A 15,446-nucleotide genomic window follows, 5' to 3' on the forward strand; every position below is an offset into this window, starting at 1 on the left:
CCGATGAACCAGGCCATGAAGCGGCCCATGGTGGCGTAGGTATAGGTGTAGGCGCTTCCCGCCACCGGGATCATCGAGGCGAATTCGGCGTAGCACAGGCCACAAAAGGCGCAGCCGAAGCCGGCGATCAGGAACGAGATCACCACGCCCGGCCCGGCGTAAATGGCCGCCGCATGGCCGGTAATGACGAAGATGCCGGCCCCGATAATGCCGCCGATGCCGAGCGCGATCAGATGGATCGGCCCCAGTGTCGGCTTGAGATCGGCCGTTTGATGTTCGCTGACGCCCGCCATGACTGCCCCCTGATTGTGCTCGCACAAGAACACGGCACCGTAACCATACCGTACCGCTGGGTCCAGGCGGCGTGTTCGCTTTCGAGGGGCGAGAAGAGGTGGCGCGGGTCTCTCAGCCTTCCGCGCCTGAAATTTTCAAATTAGCTGGTGGTGTCAATTCGCGGCGAGGTGATGAAGGTCTCAACAAACCATCCAACGAACCCGAAAGACCAGCTTTGAAACTGTACGGCGCAGAGTGGTGGGGGGCAAGGGACTTGAACCCTCATGAGACCTTCATCTCCACGCCTTGACAGGGCGTTGCGTCTACCAGCTTTCGCCAGCCCCCCCATTCCACCCAGTCCTCCCTTAATATAATGTGAACACTGGAAATATTAAAGGGGCATGCAACCGTCTGTTGTGGTTGGCTAAGCGCCTATCAGCCGGTAGACGCTGGTTTCGCGCGCGTCGCGGTCTTCGAGGTCGCGGCTGGTCGGGACGGTATAGGTCGCCAGCTTTTCGACGCCGGTGGTGGGGAAATAGCTGCGGCCGGGATCGCCGATCAGGACAGTCGCGCCGGCGCGGACGCGCGCGCGCAGCCACTCGGTCAGGCGCTCGGCCAGCGGGCGCTCATAGCACATGTCGCCGATCAGGATGACATCCCAGGCGGTATCGCGGCCGATCACATCGTCGGTGGTGACCGCCACATCGACCGCATTGTCGATCGCATTCTGCCGGATGGCGGCGGCGGAGAAGGGATCGATGTCGGCGGCCAGCACCGATGCGGCGCCCGCCTTGGCGGCGGCAATCGCCACCAGCCCCGAGCCGGAGCCGAAATCGAGCACCGCGCCCGCCACGCCGGTATCGAGCACATAACGCGCCAGCGCCTGACCGCCGGCCCAGGCAAACGCCCAATAGGGTGGCGGCACGCCCTCGCGGCCCAGCTCGGTCTCGGTCTTGTACCACAGCGGCACCACCTCGCTCGCCAGATGCAGGCGGATTTCGGGGACCAGTGGCGGAGACTCCAGCACCGAATTGGCGCGGACGAAGGCGAGGGGATCGCTCATGGATTTGGCTGGCTTTCAAATCCTGTCAGCCCCGGCTGAGCCAGCGCAGCGCAGCGAAGAGGCCCAGGTGCCATCACGGGCACGGTTTCGACGGAAGTCTGCGGTGCGCATTCTGAGGCATCGGATACGGGACGACACCTGGGTCCCCTTCCCCTCGTTCCGCTCACTTCCGTTCGCGGTCTTCGGCCGGGGATGTCAGCTTGGTGTGGTCTCTGACGCATACCCGTATGGTTAGCGCCACAGCGGCGGCAGGGGAAGGGCAAGCGTTAACGCTCGCGCCCGCTTTGGTGTAAGCTCGGTGCGGGGAATGGGTTGGGGGATACCATGGCGAGGCGCTTTACCGGCATCAGGCTGCTGCTGGTTTTTGTCGGCATCAATCTGGCGATGTTCCTGATGCTGGTCACCTCGATGACGGGCGCGCACCCGTGGATCGCCCACATTCTGCCCGGACGCTTCGAGACCGGTACGGATTCGTCGGGCTATTGGGTGTTCTTCGCGCTGGTGCTGCTGGTCGATGCGGTGACGGTGTTCATTGCCGGTCTGGCGGTGATGCTGCCGGCGATGATTGATGGCGCCCCGATGAACGAACGCCGCCTGACCCGCCTGCTGGTCGATCGCGCCGGCATGGGCGAAGACGCCAAGGAGGCGATATTCGTCGGCTTGCGCGAAGATGCGGTCAACGCCCATGTCCAGCTTCTGGTCGGGCGCGCGATTTTGCTGGCGGGTGCGATCTTCCTCGCTGGCGCCTTTTTCGCGGTGGTGTTCACCTTTGCCCGCGCCACGCCGACCGGCGAGATGTTTGCCAAGCCCGGCATCGTCGCGGTCGAGTCCAAGCCCGAGATCGGTGTCGGCCTCATCGCGGTGAAGAACAAGGATTTGCGCACCCGGGTGATCGTCGAATACACCGCCGATCAGGTGCTCGCTGCGGTGGCGCTCAATGCGCCGGCGATCTATGGCGTGCAGCTCGCTCCGGTCGTGGGCAATCCGCACGTTCCGCTGTTCACCCACTTCGTGTTCGTCTTCCGCACCATTCTGGGCTTCACGCTGATCCTGTTCGTGATCAGCTTCCTGCGCCGCTCCGAACGGCCCGCGCGCACCAAGAAGACGATCGCAAGCGTCGAAGCCAAGCTGGACGAGGCGCCGAAATAGGTTTCATTCGGCCGCGGCTGGCAACGCTCCGAAACGGCGCTCGCGTGCATGGAAGGCCGTCACCGCTTCGGCGAGGTCCTCGGCGCCGAAATCGGGCCACGGCTTGGGCGAGAACACGAACTCGGCATAGGCGCATTCCCACAAGAGGAAATCCGACAGCCGCTGCTCGCCGCTGGTGCGGATGAGAAGATCGACGTCGGGGCCGAGGCCGGTGCCCGCTTTCAACGCCGCCGTAATGGCCTCGCGGGCGGAATAATCGAGCGCGACGCGTAAGTTGAGCGCATCGCCCCATTCGGTCGCCGCCTCGGCGCGTTCCATTTCGGCGATAAGCTGCGCTGGCAGCCGATCCCGCCGGCCGATGAAGGTGAGCCGCACACCATCGGCGACGAGGCTCTCGGTTTCGCTGTCGAGATAGTGTTGAAACAGCGCCAGCAGCGCGGCGACTTCCTCGGGCGGGCGCTTCCAGTTGTCGGCGGAAAAGGCGTGCACGGTCAGGGTGGCGATGTCGAGATCGGGCGCCGCTTTCACCACATCGCGCAGTGCCTCGATGCCGGCGCGATGACCGTCACGCCGGGGAAGCCCGCGCGCGGCGGCCCAGCGCCCGTTGCCGTCCATGATCGCGGCGACGTGGATCTTTTCTTTGCGTAAGAGAGGGCTTGGCATTGCAAAGCATCCTTTCAAAAAAACGCGTTCAGCCGGGGACGACCTTCAACCGCGCATTGCCGAAATCCTCGCCGGCGGTCCTGGCGGCATCGCGCACCACCTGTTCCAGCAGCGCGAGGTATTCGAGGAAGCGCTTGCGGCCGCTGCGGGTCATCTTGACCGTCGTCTGCGGCCGGTTGTTCTCGAAGTTCTTGGTGATTTCGACGAGGCCGGCTTCCTGCAGCGTCTGCAGGTGGCGCGAAAGATTGCCGTCGGTCAATCCGCACAGCGCCTTCAGATCGGCGAAGGCGAGGCCCTTGGGATGGGCGATCAGCGACGACAGCACGCCCAGGCGCGCCTTTTCATGCATGACGCGGTCGAGGCCTTCGTACGCGAACGGCGCTTCAGTCTTCGCCATCGTTGTCTCCTGCAGCGAAATAGAGGATCGCGGCCATCAGCGCCTGGCCGACCAGGAACGGCGCCCCCATCAGCCACGGCGACAGCGCGTGCGTCTGGCTGGCATAGAGCAGGCAGGCGAAACCGGACACGAGATAAAAGGCGCCGGCATAGAACATGGCGCGCGGCAGATTGTGCAGCGAGGCGTAGATGCCGAGGCTGACGAACAGCTGCCACAGGCCGGGCACCATCCAGGTGTTCTCGGGCGCGAACTGCACCAGCAGCACCGGCATGAATGCGCTGGCGGCGGTGGCGGGCAGGAACTGCTCGATCGCTTGATGGATCATGGCGTCGGCAAGGCTCGAATGCAGCCGCTGCGAGCGGCCCTGCATCTCGGTGCGGACGACGGCGCCGCACACCGCCGCCGTCGCCATCCATTCGACGCAGTACAGGAACGGCGTTCCGGCGATCGGCAGCAGCGCCTGCGCCGTCGCGGTGGCAAGGGCGAGAAGGCCGGTGATCGAAATGGCGACCGGGCCGTAGCCGCGGAACGACGTATGCGACGCGATCTGGCTGCGGATTTCGCCGATGTCGGCCAAGGCCCTGTCGATGTCGCGCACCCGCATCTCCCCGCCGGAGGAACACTTTGTGATGCAAAGTATAGGGCGGCCGAAGGCAAATGCAAGAGCCGTCAGGCTTCTTTTGCCGGGCCGAGCGCGGCGTAAACCGCGGTGGGAACCAGCGCCATCGTCGTAACGGCAAGAAAGACCCAGCCGCCGAGCAGCGGGAAGGCGATGATGCCGCCCTCGAACAGGCCGAAGCTGATGCTGTGGGAACCGAATAGCGGCACGGCCAGAAATCCCACGCCCGCGAGAAACGGCACCGAGGTCAGGACGCTGCAAAAGACGAAGCGGACGAGGTCCGGCGCCATGATCGCTGAGAAGGGGCTACGCGCGCCCACCGCCAGCCGCGGCAGGAACGGCGTCCAGGCTATGGCGGCGACCGTGCCGACGACGGCGCCATACAAGGGCGGTTCCGGCGTGAGCAGGATCAGCGCCACGGCCAACACCGCCGCGATCAGCGCGATCAACGCCAGAATGGTGAGCACGGCGCCGATCCAGCCGAACAGCGACAGCCTCTCTACAACGACATCATCGCAGTGGCGTGCAATCACCCGGCTTGCAGCGACGATGTAGATCGCATGCAGGATCGCCAGCAGCGCGACGAGGGCGAAGAGCAGGAGGCTATCGGGTGCCAGCCCGGCGCGGAGGATGAAGCTGCCGCCGATGGCGCAGCCGATGAATACGGTGGCGCTGATGCCGGCGTAGCCCAGCAAATTCGGCATGGTCTGGCCCAGCGCCGCCAACGCCCGCCCGAGCGGAATCGGTGTCTCGTCCATGCAGCCCCCGCACATCACTCTTTGCAATGCAAAGTATACTGCGATGCAAAGATATCGCAAGATTCCAGTCGTGGTGGAATCGTCACAGTGCACAAAGCGACACCGACTTGAGCCGGCTTGTCATGGAAAGCGCTGTCATAATAGGATCGGCGCTTCAAACAGAATCGCGAAGAACGAACTTCGGGGAGGAAACTATGTCGTTGCGCACACTCTCTCTGTGCAGTGCTGCCGTCGTGATGATGAGCGCCAATGCCGAGCCGTGGATGAATACCGCGCTCACCGCCGACCAGCGCGCCGATCTCGTGCAGGCGCAGATGACGCGCGCCGAAAAGCTCACACTGGTGCACGGCTATTTCGGCACCGACGTGATCATCAATCCGGCCTATCCGCCGCCGGCCGACGATATCCGCAAGGCCCTGCCGAGCGTTGCGGGCTATATCCCCGGCATTGCGCGGCTCGGAATTCCGGCGCAGATCGAGACCGACGCCAGCCTCGGCGTTTCCAATCAGCGTCACGCGCGCCCCGGCGATACCGCCACGGCGCTGCCGGCGACGCTGGCGACGGCGTCCAGCTTCAATCCGGACCTTGCGTTCGACGTCGGCGCCGTGGTCGGCCAGGAAACCCGCGACAAGGGCTTCAACGTCCTCCTCAACGGCGGCGTCGATCTGGCGCGCGATCCGCGCAACGGCCGCAATTTCGAATATGCCGGCGAAGATCCGCTGCTGGCAGGGCTCATTGTCGGGGCGGCGATCAAAGGCGCCCAGAGCCGGGGCATCATTTCCACCGCCAAACATTTTGCCGTCAACGATCAGGAAATCGGCCGCGACTGGCTGAGTTCCAATCTGTCGGAACAGGCGATGCGCGAAAGCGATCTCTTGGCGTTCGAGATCGCCATCGAAAAGGGCCAGCCCGGCTCGATCATGTGCGCCTATAACCGCGTCAACGGCGATTATTCCTGCGAAAACGATTTCCTCCTCAACAAGGTGCTGAAAGGCGATTGGGCCTATCCCGGTTACGTGATGAGCGACTGGGGCGGGGTGCATTCCACTGAGAAAGCGGCGATGGCCGGGCTCGATCAGGAATCGGCGTTCGAATTCGATCGCGACGACTATTTCGGACCGAAACTCGCCGCCGCGCTCGATGGGCCGGATGGCGCCAAGCTGCAGGCGCGCGTCGACAACATGGTGCATCGCATCCTGCGCAGCATGTTCGCCTATGGGCTGTTCGATCATCCCGCCGCCAAGACGCCGAGCGATGTGGAGGCCCATGGCGCCGTGGCACAGCGCGCCGCGGAAGAGGGCATCGTGCTGCTCAAAAATGAGCGCGCCCTGCTGCCGATCGCGGCCGGCGCCAAGCGTATCGTCGTGATCGGCGGGCGCGCCGATATCGGCGTGTTGTCGGGTGGCGGCTCGGCCCAGGTGATGCCGGTCGGCAATGATCCGTCGCAGGAAATCCTGGTCGGCGGCGCCGGTATGGACGCCTCGGGCAAGACGCGGGTGCCGAGCGAGAAGATGGTCTACGATCCGCCGGCGCCGCTCACCGCCATCAAGGCCGAAGCCAAGGGCAAAGTCGTGTGGGACGACGGCTCCGATATCGCCCATGCCGCTGCGGTGGCGCGCGGCGCCGATGTGGTGATCGTGTTCGCCTCGCGCTGGCAGCGCGAAGGCACCGATGCGGGCGACATCGCGCTGCCGGGCAATCAGGACGCGTTGATCGCGGCGGTGGCGAAGGCCAACAAGCATACCGTGGTGGTGCTGGAAACCGCCAATCCGGTGACGATGCCGTGGCTCGACAGCGTCGGCGCGGTGATGGAAGCGTGGTATACCGGCAATCGCGGCGGCAACGCCATCGCGCGCATCCTGTTCGGCAAGGTCAATCCGTCGGGGCGGCTGCCGATCACCTTCCCGCAAAGCCTCGACCAGGTGCCGCGCGCGGTGGTGCCCGGCCGCGATCTGCGTCAGCCCGACAATCGCTGGACGCCGAACGAGACGCTGTTCGATGTCGATTATGCGATCGAAGGCGCCAACGTCGGCTACAAATGGTTCCAAGTGAAAAACCTGAAGCCGCTGTTCCCGTTCGGCTACGGCCTTTCCTATACCTCATTCGCGTACAGCGGACTTGCGGTCCAAGGGCTGACGGTCACGTTCGACGTCAAGAACACCGGCAAGCGCCTCGGCAAGGCGACCGGACAGGTCTATGCGGCGCCTCCGGGCGGCGTGGCGCGGCTGGTGGCGTTTGCCAAGGTGGAACTGAAGCCGGGTGAAACCCGCCATGTCACCGCGACCGTCGATCCGCGGCTGTTGGCTTCGTTCGACACCGCGGCGCAGGTGTGGCGTGTGGCGGCGGGCGACTACAGCTTCCGGCTCGGCGCCTCGTCGGCCGACAGCGCGGCGACCGCGACGCTGCATCTGGAGGCGGCAACCATCAAGCCGTAGCGGCCGGCGGCGGGCGGGGCCATACTCGCAACGATGACCCCGACCCGCCGCGATGCCCTGAAGCTTGCCGCCCTTCTCGCCGCCACGCCGTTGACGGGTGCGATCGCCATGCCCGAAAGCCCGGCGTGGACGCGGAGCGCGATGCGCTGGATGCAGGTCGCCTTCACCGAAGACAACCCGCAGAACGCCGACATCGGTTTCTGGCTGAAGCTGTTTGCCGAATGCCATGCCGATGGCGTGTGCCTGTCGGCGGGCGGCAGCATCGCGTTTTATCCTTCGGCGCTGGCGCTGCAGCATCGCGCCAAATTCCTCGGCGACCGCGATCTGTTCGGCGACATGGTCAAGGGCTGTCGCGCGCTCGGCCTACGCATCATTGCGCGGGTCGATCCGCATGCGATGGCGCAAGAGGTGTTCGCCGCTCATCCCGAGTGGGCCGCCTGCACCGAAGACGGCAAGCCGCGCCGCCATTGGGCCGCCGCCGACATGGTTGTCACCTGCCAGAACGGCGGCTTCATGTTCGAACTGATGCCGCAAATCCTCGCCGAAATCACCGCGCGCTATGCGCCCGACGGCTTCTTCGGCAATCGCTGGAACGGCTCGGGCATGTGCTGGTGCGCGTCGTGCCGGGCCCAGTTCAAGACGGCGACGGGGTTCGATCTGCCGCGGTCGAATGAAACAAACGAGGAGGTGACGCGCGCCTATGCCGACTGGGACAAGGAGCGGCGCTGGGCGCAATACGCGCTGTGGAACGCGGCGATCAAAAAGGTGAAGCCGGACGGCTTTTTCGCGCCCAATTACGGCATGAATGATCCGCGCGCGGAAATTCCGATGGTCACCATCGACCGCCAGGGCCGCACCGGGCTGACGCCGCTATGGTCGAACGGCAAAAACGCCAAACTGGCGCGGTCGGTGGTGGGCGATACGCCGGTCGCGGGCCTGTTCAGCATTGGTGTCGAGGACGAGGCTTATCGCTTCAAGGATTCGGTGCAGGGGAGCGCCGAAATCGCAGCCTGGGTGCACGCCGGCATGGCGCAGGGCTTCCGGCCGTGGCTGTGCAAGTTCAACGCAAAGGTGATCGATCCGCGCTGGATTGCGACGGTCGAAAAACTCTACGACTGGCATTGGAAGAACGAGAAATACTTCCGCAATACGGAGAATCTGGCGCGCGTCGCCATCGTGCAATCGCTGGCGAGCCAGACCGCTGCGAAAGCGCAATACGACGCGGCGCAGAACGGCTGGTGCCAGGCGTTGACCGAAGCGCGCGTTGCGTACGAATTCCTCGACGACCGGCTGCTGGAGAAGGCGGCGCGCTATCGCGTGCTGGTGCTGCCGAACGCGACGGTGCTGTCGGACGGGCAATGCGCGGCGCTGAAAACGTTTGTGCGCAACGGCGGGCGGCTGGTAGCGACTGGCGCAACCTCGCTGGCGGATGAAGCCGGACGGCGGCGGACCAATTTCGGACTTGCCGAGCTGTTCGGCTGCGATTTTGCGGGAACCATCGATACGGCGGTGAAGAATTCCTATCTTACGCCGCGCGGCCCGCATCCACTGGTGAAGGGTCTTGAAGATGCGCCGCGGGTGATCGGCACGTCGCAGCGCCTTCACGTCACGCCGCACGACAACGGCCTCAATCCGCTGACGCTGGTGCCGTCCTATCCCGATTTGCCGATGGAGCGCGATTACACGCTGACGCCGGCAACCGACATTCCAGCCGTGTTCTGCCGCAGCTTCGGCAAAGGCCGCGTGGTCTATTTTCCCTCCAACATCGACGCGACGTTCTGGGATTTGCTGGTCGGCGATCATCTGGCGCTGCTGGCGAACGCCATCGCCTGGGCTGCCGACGAGCCGCAGCCGCTGATGGTGACCGGGCCGGGGTTGATCGACGTCGCCTATTGGCGGCAGGCGCATTCGCTTGCGGCGCACCTCGTCAACCTGACCAATCCGATGGCGCTGAAAGGCCCGTTCCGGGAGATCCTTCCGATCGGACCGTTCGAGGTGCGGCTGCAGTCTACCGTCACGCCGCAAGCAGTGCGGCTGCTCGAAGCGGACACGCCGGCCGATTGGCGCCGCGACGGTGACATGCTGATCGTCCGTGTGCCACGCGTCGCTTTGCATGAAGTGGTGGCGATCGATTTTTGACGGGGGGAAGTAATGGCCGATCGCAGCGACGGACTCGATCCGGTTTACCGCAAGGTATTCTGGCACCTGATCCCCTACATTTTCCTCTGCTATTTGTTCAATTATCTCGACCGGGTCAACGTCAGCTTCGCCAAGCTGCAGATGCTGGACGATTTGCACTTGAGCGAATCCGCCTACGGCTTCGGTGCCGGCGTGTTCTTCATCGGCTACATCCTGTTCGGCGTGCCGAGCAATCTGATGCTGGCGAAAGTGGGGCCGCGGCGCTGGCTGGCGCTGATGATGGTGTTGTGGGGCGCGTGCTCGGCCTGCCTGATGTTCGTGCGCGATGCGCAAAGCTTCTGCATCGTGCGCTTTCTCACCGGCGCCACCGAGGCCGGCTTCTTTCCCGGCATCGTGCTCTATCTGACGCGCTGGTATCCCTCGGCGCGGCGCGGGCGCATCATGGCGCAATTCATGGCGGCCATTCCGCTGTCGGGCGTGATCGGCGGGCCGCTGTCGGGCTGGATGCTGGTGCATTTCTCCCATCACCGTGCGGTGCTGGAAGCCTGGCAATGGCTGTTCCTGCTGCAAGGCTTGCCGACCATCGTGCTCGGGCTCGGCGTCCTGGCGCTCCTCAGCAACGGCATCAGCGATGCGCGCTGGCTCAGCAACGGCGAACGCAGGCTGCTCGACGACGAACTGGCGCGCGACCGCTGCAACACCCCCGCCACCGCTGCCGACAGCTTTGCCTCGGTGCTGCGCAATCGGTTCGTCTGGCTGATGGGCGTGATCTATTTTTGCGTCCAGAGCGGCGTCTATGCGATCAATTTCTGGCTGCCGTCGATCATCAAGGCGAGCGTCGGCTCGGATGTCGCGCTGATCGGCTGGCTCAGTGCCGTGCCCTATCTCGCGGCCGTGATCTTCATGGTTCTGGTGGGGCGCTCGGCCGACCGCCACAACGAGCGGCGCTGGCATCTCGCCGTGCCGATGATGATGGGCGCCGGAGGCTTGGTGCTGGCGGCCTTCTTCGCGACCAGCACGACGCTGGCGATGGCGGGCCTGACGCTCGCTACCATGGGCGCCCTGACCGGCCTGCCGATGCTGTGGCCGTTATCGGGGCGCTATCTCAGCGCGGCGGCGGCGGCGGGCGGGTTGGCGCTGATCAATTCCACCGGCCAGATCGCCGGCTTCGTCAGCCCGTATTTCGTCGGCTGGGTCAAGGACGCGACCCACAGCACCAACCCGGCGCTATACGCCTTGGCTGGCGTCATGGTGCTGGGCGCGCTTCTGGCTCTGTCGACCCGGGCGAAACCGGCTCAGTAATAAAGGTCGCGCTTGCCGTCTTCGATTTCCTTCAGGCGCGCCTCGGTGACCTGGCGCAGCTTGTCGTTGGGGATTTGCGCCAGGTGCTCGGCAATCGCCTTTTCGCCGATGGTCTTGGTTGCGGGCGAGGCGAAATCGACGAGATATTCCTTCAGGGTCAGCAGCGCATTGGGCTGGCAGAGGTCCTGGATCTTGCCGCTCTTGGCGAATTCCATGAAGCGGTCGCCGGTGCGGCCGTTGCGATAGCAGGCGGTGCAGAACGAGGGCAGGTGACCGGCTTCGGCGATATCGTACATCACCTGATCGAGCGGGCGCTCGTCGGAGACCTGGAACTGCTGCGGCTGCTTCACGCCCTTCTCGTTTTCCTCGCAATAGCCGCCGACGCCGGTGCACGAACCGCCGGAAAGCTGCGAGATGCCGAGTTCGAGGCACTCGTTGCGCAGGTCGGCGTCTTCGCGGGTGGAGATGATCATGCCGGTGTAGGGCACCGCGAGGCGGATGATGGCGATCAGCTTCTTGAACTCGTCGTCGGAGACGATGTGCGGGAAGCTTTCGAGATTGATGCCGCCGGCCGGGCGGATGCGCGGCACCGAAATGGTATGCGGGCCGCAGTTGAATTCGGCTTCGAGATGCTCGGCATGCTGCATCAGCGCCAGCACTTCGAACTTGTGATCATAGAGACCGAACAAGACGCCGGCGCCGTTGTCGTCGATCTCGGCGGCATTGGAGCGGTCGAAGGCGGTGGTGTGCCAGTCGTAATCGTGCTTGGGCCCGAGCGGATGCATCTTGGCATAGGTGGCGCGGTGATAGGTTTCCTGGAACAGGATGTAAGTGCCGATCTCGGCCGCCTTCAGCTTCCTGTAGTTCTCGACCGTGGTCGCGGCGATGTTGATGTTGATGCGGCGGATGTTGGCGTTCTTGGTTTCCACCGAATAGACCGCGCCGATGGCGTCGAGCACGTAATCGATCGGGCAGTTCTCGGGATCTTCGCCCGCTTCCATCGCGAGGCGCTTGTGGCCCATGTTGAGCAGCGCCAGCGTCTCGTTCTTGATCTCGTCCATGGTGAGGCGGCGGCGGGCGAACTTGTGGCCGGCGCCGTAGCCGCAATAGACGCAGTTGTTGATGCAATAATCGGAGACGTAGAGCGGCGCGAACAGCACCAGCCGGCGGCCGTAGATCTTGCGCTTGATCGCCCGCGCGCAATGGTAGATTTCCTCGACCAGCTCGCGGTCGTGCACGTTGAGCAGGATCGCCACTTCCGGCAGCGTCAGGCCGTGCGCGTCGCCGGCCTTCTTGATGATGGCTTCCACCGCATCGCGGCTGACCGCGCGCTTGCCTTCTTCCAGCGCGGCATAGATGGCGGCTTCATCGATGAAACTGGCTTTATCGAAACCCACAGCGTGCTCCCTGGCCGGACGGTCCGGCCGAATTCCTTCTTCGTTCGGGGTGAAAATTACGGCCACGCCCGCGCGAAGTAACCCGTTTAGTGTAAATCAGGCACGCAAAATGGTCGCATGGGGAAAACCGCGTATTCCCATACGGAAAGTACGCCTATTCATAGATCATCTTTTTCGTCATGCCGCCGTCGATGGTGATGTTCTGGCCGGTCATGAAATCGGCATTTTCGGCGAGGAATTGCACCGCTTTGGCGATATCGGCCGGAACGCCGACGCGCCCCACCGGATGCTGCTCGCGGTCGGCGGCGGAATGGTGCGGCGTCACGGATTTTGACGATTTCTTCCAATCGCCGACTTCGATCCAGCCCGGGCTGATGGCGTTCACGCGGATGCGGTAGCGCGCCAGGCTGATCGCCAGCGCGTGGGTGAGGGCGATGAGGCCGCCTTTCGAGGCCGAATAGCCTTCGGTGTCCGCCTCCGACATGAAGGCGCGGGTCGAGGCGATGTTGACGATCGCGCCACCGGCACCGCGCCTGGCCATCGCGCGCGCGGCTGCCTGCGAGGCGAGGAAGGCGCCGCCGAGATTGGTGTCGATCACGCGCTGGAATTCGGCCGGCTTCAGCTTCAACACGTCCTTGCGGATGATGAATCCGGCGTTGTTGACCAGCACGTCGGGCACGCCGAGGTTCTTCACCGTATGCTGCATCCAGCGCTTGACGTCGTCGGGCTTGGCGACATCGCAGCGCATCGCCTCCGCCGTCGGAGCCGTGGCGGCCAGCAGTTGCAGCGCTTCGCGCGCCGCCGCACCGTCCTTGTCGGCGATCGAAACCGCATAGCCGAGTTCGGCGAAATGGCAGGCGATGGCGCGCCCGATCCCCTGCGCGCCGCCGGTGATGGCGATGACTTTCATGGCCGAATCCTGATGCGAACCCACCCCAGCATGTCATCTCGCGAGCGCCGTGCAAACGAAGGATTCACGCGGAGACGCGGAGACGCGGAGCGGGCAAGAATTTCGTGTTCGGAGCTGTTGATGGAGGCACGGAAACTGCGCCAGTTGCCCTCGCTCCGCGCCTCCGCGTGAATCACCTCAACTTGTTTTCTCCTCAAACACTTTCGCCAGGGCGGCGCCGTTGGGGGAGCCGAGGCCGGTGCAGGCGTCCCAGCCCGGGCCGGCGGTATAGCCGGTGCCGTTTTCGATGTTGTCGCCTTCGGTGATGTCGCGGCAGGCGCTGGCGTTGGCATAGAGCAGCGCATGCGGGGCGCCGATCGGCTTGGTGCGGGTCGCGTTGAGCAGCGCGAACAGCCCCGCCCACAACGGCGCCGCGGCGCTGGTGCCGCCGATGGTTTCGACGTTGCCGGCGACCACGATGCGATAGCCGGTGCTGGGATCGGCTTCGGCGGCGACATCGGGCACGCCGCGGCCGGGCGAGGGCAGTGTGACTTTGCTTTGATACTCCGGTGCCGCAAACAGTGCACTGATGCCGCCGCCGGTGCCGTTGCCGTCGCTGTTCCACACCATTTCGTCGGCGATGGTGCCGGCGCCGGCCGACAGACGGGTGCCGCCGCAGCCGACCACGCTCGGACTGGAAGCGGGGAAATCGACATGCGGCTTGCCGTCGTTGATCCCGTCGCCCGCCAGCTGGTCGCCCGAGGCGGCGAAGACGCTGACCCCGAGCCCGACCGCATCGGCGAAGGCGGCATTCATCGCGGCGATCGCCTGCGCCGTCCAATTGCTTTCCGGCGAACCCCAACTGATCGACATCACGGACGGATTGTTGGTGCTGTCGTGTACCGCCTTGGTAATGGCGTCGACGAAGCCCTGATCGGTATTGGGTGCGAAATAGACGGCGATCTTCGCGGCCGGCGCACCGGCGCCCGCGACCTGGATGTCGAGCGCGACTTCGCCGTCGGCGCCGCTGTCCTGGCCGGGATCGTTCATGCCGCCCGAAACGCCGACCGCCACCACATCGGGCAGCGGCAGGTTCATCAGATGGAAGGCGGTGGCGGTATCATCGGTGCGGAAGCCGCCGCCGAGTTCGATCAGCGCGATGCACTGGCCCTTGCCGCGACCGGGCGTGGCGGGAAAGCCGTAAAGCTGGGCGATCGCATTCGGAAAAAATCCCGCGGCGGCGGCGTTGCGCGGAAACACCAGCTTCGGCGTTGCGGCGGGGCGATTGTCGAGGCCAAGCACGGCATCGATCTTGTCGCCGAGCGGTGCCGGCACGCTCAGCGCACCGATGCGGGCGCGGAAACAGCGGCCCTGGTGTTCGTAATGCTCGAGCGTGGTGCCGAACGCGACCTGCAGATCGCCGACCGAGCCCGAAAGTTTCACCAGCCGCCGCGCCGGGTCCTCTTCCTTGACGGTGAGGTGATGCGCCTTGGCGAAGGCGGCGACGTCGTCGATCGCGGGCTTGAGGCGTTCGGCGCGCGCGTCGTGGCAGGCTTTGCGGCTGGTGCCCGCTTCGGCCGGCTGGTCTTTCAGATAAATGCTGACGACGACCTGCTCGCCGGCATCGGCGGCGCCGAGTGCCTTGCCGGAGGGAGGGTTGCGGTCACTGCCGGAAATGGTCTGACGCGGATTCGCCATAAGGGCTCCAGGTTGCGCAACATCCCGGATTGCGCGGGTTGAATTCCCGCCGAGCCCGTCAGGATACTAGACGGGCCGCGCGAAGCCGGTCCAGAGCGGCGAAAATTGTATCAAAATGGAACAATCGCGGCGGCGCTAACCCTCTGCTAGGCATTTCCCGGCTTTTCGCCGCCGTGTGAGCGATAGAAACGGTTCCTTGAAGCCTCCGCCGCTAGGCTCCCCAACCTGCGCGCCGCAGGGGTGCAACGCGCAGGTTTTGCCGCGTCAGGGGAGCGGTTTTTGACCGAGCCGGGCCACACCAGGACAATCATCGATCTCGAACGCGGCACGCGCCGCAGCGGGATCGAGAATCTTTGCGCCATCGTCCGCGACGTCGTCGGCGGCGATGTGGTGTCGATCAACCTCGTGGAAAACGACGCACTGCTTACGATCTGCTCGGGCAATGACGGCGTTTCACGCGCGTCGCTGAAGGGCACGCTGACCGACGTCGTGCTCGCGGCCGGCACGCTGGTGGAATATCCCGATCTCGACGAGGCGCCGCTGCTGCCGGAGGCCGGCGGGTTCCTGTCGGCGGTCGGCGTTCCGCTGCGCAATCGCGATGGCGCCGGCATGGGCGCGCTGTGCCTCTACGGGCGGGCGCCTTCGACGCTCGATGAGACGCAGC

General features: G+C 64.8%; 14 protein-coding genes and 1 tRNA gene. 5 read left to right on the top strand and 10 right to left on the bottom strand.

The features are described from left to right. The 3 genes from AC1P6P_RS20395 to AC1P6P_RS20405 all read right to left on the bottom strand — a co-directional run. Positions 1 to 293 (bottom strand): amino acid permease (locus tag AC1P6P_RS20395; RefSeq protein WP_481404285.1); only part of this gene is annotated, 293 nt, incomplete at its 3' end. A 236-nt stretch (positions 294 to 529) separates the two neighbouring features. Beyond that, positions 530 to 619, bottom strand: a tRNA-Asp gene (locus AC1P6P_RS20400). A gap of 78 nt (positions 620 to 697) precedes the next feature. Next, positions 698 to 1,336 (bottom strand): class I SAM-dependent methyltransferase, encoded by a 639-nt coding sequence (locus AC1P6P_RS20405; protein WP_481404286.1) that lies wholly within the window; start codon positions 1,334 to 1,336, stop codon positions 698 to 700. Between the two features lie 324 nt (positions 1,337 to 1,660). Between AC1P6P_RS20405 and AC1P6P_RS20410 the strand changes: the two genes are divergently transcribed. Next, positions 1,661 to 2,485: a hypothetical protein gene (locus AC1P6P_RS20410; RefSeq protein WP_481404287.1), complete on the top strand. Its 825-nt coding sequence runs from the start codon at positions 1,661 to 1,663 to the stop codon at positions 2,483 to 2,485. 3 nt (positions 2,486 to 2,488) lie between these two features. Here the strand turns inward: AC1P6P_RS20410 and uppS are convergent, their stop codons facing one another. From uppS to AC1P6P_RS20430, 4 genes are all read right to left on the bottom strand, one after another. Continuing rightward, a complete protein-coding gene (gene uppS / locus AC1P6P_RS20415; protein WP_481404288.1) occupies positions 2,489 to 3,148 on the bottom strand; it encodes a polyprenyl diphosphate synthase in 660 nt (219 codons plus the stop codon). Between the two features lie 28 nt (positions 3,149 to 3,176). Further along, a complete protein-coding gene (locus AC1P6P_RS20420) occupies positions 3,177 to 3,545 on the bottom strand; it encodes a transcriptional regulator (protein WP_481404289.1) in 369 nt (122 codons plus the stop codon). Then, positions 3,532 to 4,143, bottom strand: a complete 612-nt coding sequence (locus AC1P6P_RS20425) for a hypothetical protein (protein ID WP_481404290.1) — start codon at positions 4,141 to 4,143, stop codon at positions 3,532 to 3,534. Before AC1P6P_RS20425 ends, AC1P6P_RS20420 begins: the two co-directional genes overlap by 14 nt. Before the next feature lie 71 nt (positions 4,144 to 4,214). Further along, positions 4,215 to 4,922: a hypothetical protein gene (locus AC1P6P_RS20430; protein WP_481404291.1), complete on the bottom strand. Its 708-nt coding sequence runs from the start codon at positions 4,920 to 4,922 to the stop codon at positions 4,215 to 4,217. A gap of 194 nt (positions 4,923 to 5,116) precedes the next feature. Between AC1P6P_RS20430 and AC1P6P_RS20435 the strand changes: the two genes are divergently transcribed. The 3 genes from AC1P6P_RS20435 to AC1P6P_RS20445 are packed head-to-tail and all read left to right on the top strand — an operon-like array spanning position 5,117 to position 10,798. Continuing rightward, a complete protein-coding gene (locus AC1P6P_RS20435) occupies positions 5,117 to 7,357 on the top strand; it encodes a beta-glucosidase (RefSeq protein ID WP_481404292.1) in 2,241 nt (746 codons plus the stop codon). Between the two features lie 33 nt (positions 7,358 to 7,390). Further along, entirely contained in the window at positions 7,391 to 9,496 is a 2,106-nt protein-coding gene (locus AC1P6P_RS20440; protein WP_481404293.1) for a beta-galactosidase trimerization domain-containing protein, read from the top strand. A 12-nt stretch (positions 9,497 to 9,508) separates the two neighbouring features. Beyond that, on the top strand, positions 9,509 to 10,798 hold the full coding sequence (locus AC1P6P_RS20445) for an MFS transporter (RefSeq protein ID WP_481404294.1): 1,290 nt from the start codon (positions 9,509 to 9,511) through the stop codon (positions 10,796 to 10,798). Here AC1P6P_RS20445 and hydG read toward each other — a convergent pair. The 3 genes from hydG to AC1P6P_RS20460 all read right to left on the bottom strand — a co-directional run bounded on the left by hydG (position 10,792) and on the right by AC1P6P_RS20460 (position 14,782). Further along, positions 10,792 to 12,195 (bottom strand): [FeFe] hydrogenase H-cluster radical SAM maturase HydG, encoded by a 1,404-nt coding sequence (gene hydG / locus AC1P6P_RS20450; RefSeq protein ID WP_481404295.1) that lies wholly within the window; start codon positions 12,193 to 12,195, stop codon positions 10,792 to 10,794. The two genes, AC1P6P_RS20445 and hydG, sit on opposite strands and share 7 nt — an antisense overlap. 154 nt (positions 12,196 to 12,349) lie before the next feature. Then, on the bottom strand, positions 12,350 to 13,105 hold the full coding sequence (locus AC1P6P_RS20455; RefSeq protein WP_481404296.1) for an SDR family oxidoreductase: 756 nt from the start codon (positions 13,103 to 13,105) through the stop codon (positions 12,350 to 12,352). A gap of 177 nt (positions 13,106 to 13,282) precedes the next feature. Beyond that, positions 13,283 to 14,782, bottom strand: coding sequence for a S53 family peptidase (locus tag AC1P6P_RS20460; protein ID WP_481404297.1), 1,500 nt, complete (start codon positions 14,780 to 14,782; stop codon positions 13,283 to 13,285). A 279-nt stretch (positions 14,783 to 15,061) separates the two neighbouring features. Between AC1P6P_RS20460 and AC1P6P_RS20465 the strand changes: the two genes are divergently transcribed. Further along, on the top strand, positions 15,062 to 15,446 hold a 385-nt coding region (locus AC1P6P_RS20465; RefSeq protein ID WP_481404298.1), incomplete at its 3' end, for a GAF domain-containing protein.

The sequence above is a fragment of the Rhizomicrobium sp. genome, assembly GCF_056722145.1.

Excerpts from the sequence above, each read along its gene's own strand:
- AC1P6P_RS20410 (WP_481404287.1), top strand. The coding sequence starts at position 1,661 with ATGGCGAGGCGCTTTACCGGCATCAGGCTGCTGCTGGTTTTTGTCGGC.
- AC1P6P_RS20460 (WP_481404297.1), bottom strand. The coding sequence starts at position 14,782 with ATGGCGAATCCGCGTCAGACCATTTCCGGCAGTGACCGCAACCCTCCC.
- uppS (WP_481404288.1), bottom strand. The coding sequence starts at position 3,148 with ATGCCAAGCCCTCTCTTACGCAAAGAAAAGATCCACGTCGCCGCGATC.
- AC1P6P_RS20420 (WP_481404289.1), bottom strand. The coding sequence starts at position 3,545 with ATGGCGAAGACTGAAGCGCCGTTCGCGTACGAAGGCCTCGACCGCGTC.
- AC1P6P_RS20440 (WP_481404293.1), top strand. The coding sequence starts at position 7,391 with ATGACCCCGACCCGCCGCGATGCCCTGAAGCTTGCCGCCCTTCTCGCC.
- AC1P6P_RS20435 (WP_481404292.1), top strand. The coding sequence starts at position 5,117 with ATGTCGTTGCGCACACTCTCTCTGTGCAGTGCTGCCGTCGTGATGATG.
- AC1P6P_RS20405 (WP_481404286.1), bottom strand. The coding sequence starts at position 1,336 with ATGAGCGATCCCCTCGCCTTCGTCCGCGCCAATTCGGTGCTGGAGTCT.
- AC1P6P_RS20455 (WP_481404296.1), bottom strand. The coding sequence starts at position 13,105 with ATGAAAGTCATCGCCATCACCGGCGGCGCGCAGGGGATCGGGCGCGCC.
- AC1P6P_RS20430 (WP_481404291.1), bottom strand. The coding sequence starts at position 4,922 with ATGGACGAGACACCGATTCCGCTCGGGCGGGCGTTGGCGGCGCTGGGC.
- AC1P6P_RS20445 (WP_481404294.1), top strand. The coding sequence starts at position 9,509 with ATGGCCGATCGCAGCGACGGACTCGATCCGGTTTACCGCAAGGTATTC.